Below are 2,382 nucleotides of genomic sequence, written 5' to 3' on the forward strand. Positions count from 1 at the left end.
GGGCGAGGTCCCCGGCGTCCCCGCGGACCTCGCCCAGCGCCCGGAAGTCCCCGAGGTCCGTCCACCCCAGCCCGGCACCGGCGGGGACCACGGCCACCCCACCCTCCGCGGCGACCGGCTCGGCCACGGCGTGGTCGATGGCGATGCGGGTCAGCGTCGGCCAGACGCTGTCCAGGGTGGCCCGTTCCTCCCGGCCTCCCCACGCTCCGGCGATGCGCTCCAGGCCGGCGTCGAGGTCGGGGTGGAGGCGGCGGAGGTGGTCGGCCAGGACGCCGGCGCGCATCACGAACATGCCCGCGTTCCAGAGGTAGTCCTCCCCCAGGTAGCGTCGGGCCGTCCCCGCATCGGGCTTCTCCACGAAGCTGGTCACCAGTCGCGCACCCGCCACGGCCAGCTCCGCACCGGGGCGGATGTAGCCGTAGGCCGTGGAGGGTTCCGTGGGGGTGATCCCGATGGTGGTCACGTACCCCTGGCGCGCCGCCGCCACGGCGGGGTCGAGCGCCTCCAGGAAGAGGTCGGGGCGCGCGATCAGGTGGTCCGCGGCGAAGGAGCCGACCACCGCGTCCGCGCCGTACCTGCGCCGCACCAGGTAGGTGGCCAGGCCGATGGCCGGCATCGAGTCGCGCCCGGAGGGCTCGGTGACCAGGTGGCGGTCGGGGTGGTCGCCGAACTCCGGCAGCTGGTCGAGCACGGCCTCGCGGTGGGCGGCCCCGGTCACGATGGTGACCGACGCCGCCCGCGGTTCGAGGCGGTCCACGGTCGCCTGCAGCAGGGTGCGACCGGAACCCGTGAGGTCGAGCAGGAACTTCGGGCGCGACCGCCGCGAGAGCGGCCACAGCCTGGTGCCCGCACCGCCCGCCGGGATGATGACGTGGAGGTCGTGGGTGCTCATGGTGTCTCCTCGGGTTCGGTGGGGGTGGGGTGATCGGCGCCGGGAGTCCCGGGGACGGGGTCCCCGGGTGCCGTGGCCCCGGAGCCCGTCGCGCTGTCAGGGGGATCGACGAGGGCGGGGCCTCCGCGCCGCGTGGCCGTCCAGGCGGCGCGGCACATGGAGACCGCGAGCGCCACGACCAGCGCGTTGCGGGTGAGCATGACGACCGTGCCCAGCAGGAACGTCCACCCCGTGGAGCCGGAGTAGAGCCAACCGTAGGTGGTCGGGTACGACAACTGGGTGAGGAAGGCGGTGAGCACCAGCGTCGGTGCCCACCAGCCCGGCACCCGGCGTCCGCCCAGCGCGATCGCCGCTGCCGCCACCGGGACCAGCCACATGACGTACTGGGGGGAGAAGACCTTGTTGGTGGCCAGCAGGACGGCCACCACGGAGGAGGCCGCCAGGGCCACGGTCCGGGCGTGGGCACTGTGCGTGCGCCACGTGCGCACCGTGATGGCCACGACCCACCCCAGCAGCACCAGCTGCGCCAGTGATCCCAGCGTGAGTGTCGCGGAGACCCCCGGCCCGGAGAAGTCCCAGGAGTTGGCCTGCGACAGTTCCGCCGTCCACGTGGAGGGCGAGACGGTGCGCGCCAGCAGCACCCAGGACGCGAGGACGGACTCGACCTGCAGGCCACGTCCCGACTGCCACTCCAGGGGCGAGAACAGTCGGTCCCACCCGGCCACGGCCACCGAGACGGCGACGAGGGCGGCGCCGGTGGCCGTGAATGCGACGACCTCTCCGCGGCGGGTGGAGCGTCGACCCAGGACCAGCGGCCAGGTCACCACGGGCCACAGCTTGACGCCCGTGCCCAGCGCGACGGCCACGGACCACCCGCGTCCCCCGCGCGCCAGGCACACGCAGGCCAGGGCGAGGAGGGCTCCGGGCAGGAGGTCGAAGCGGTAGAAGGTGATGGGCCCCAGGGCTCCCAGGGCGAGCAGGAACACCACTGCGGCCCGGTTCCCGACACCACGTCCCGGCAGGGCCAGCAGGGCGGCGGTGGTGCCCGCCGCGACGGCGACGCCAGCTGCCACGAACAGGCGGAGGTAGGACTCCGGCGTGGACGCGACCAGGCTCGGGAGCCACAGGAGCAGGGCCACGGGTGTGGGGTACTCCCGCATGGCCTGCGCGAACCCGTTGGCTGACGCCCACTGCGCCCACTGCTGGTAGTAGGAGACGTCGTTCTCGACGGTCCCGCGGGGGGTGAGCAGATGGGCACCCAGCAGGGCGGTCACGGCGACGAGGGCGGCCCCGAGGACCTCCCGGTCCGGTCTGCCGGGCAGGTGGCGGCGCGCCCGTGACCCCGGTCGGTGCCCGGCGTGCTCCCGCACGTGCCCGTGGAGGGCTGGAGCAGTCCGGATCGGTGGGGCATCGGGCACGGCGCCATGTTATCGGAGACGCGACGCGGGGCCGCACCCCTCGGTGCGGCCCCGCGTCGACGTGCGTGGTGG

General features: G+C 74.5%; 2 protein-coding genes. Both read right to left on the reverse strand.

The window, feature by feature from the left end; translation table 11 throughout:
* Positions 1 to 892: mannose-1-phosphate guanylyltransferase (locus BQ9890_RS02705; RefSeq protein WP_075889172.1), on the reverse strand; the 892-nt coding region annotated here is incomplete at its 3' end.
* The gene (locus BQ9890_RS02710) at positions 889 to 2,310 is read right to left on the reverse strand and encodes a glycosyltransferase 87 family protein (RefSeq protein ID WP_143226214.1); all 1,422 of its coding nucleotides are present in this window, start codon (positions 2,308 to 2,310) and stop codon (positions 889 to 891) included. The genes BQ9890_RS02710 and BQ9890_RS02705, both read right to left, overlap by 4 nt.
* Between the last annotated feature and the right edge of the window lie 72 nt (positions 2,311 to 2,382).

Origin of the sequence: Actinomyces provencensis (assembly GCF_900155435.1) — a bacterium.
In the GTDB taxonomy this organism is placed as follows: Bacteria; Actinomycetota; Actinomycetes; order Actinomycetales; family Actinomycetaceae; genus Pauljensenia; species Pauljensenia provencensis.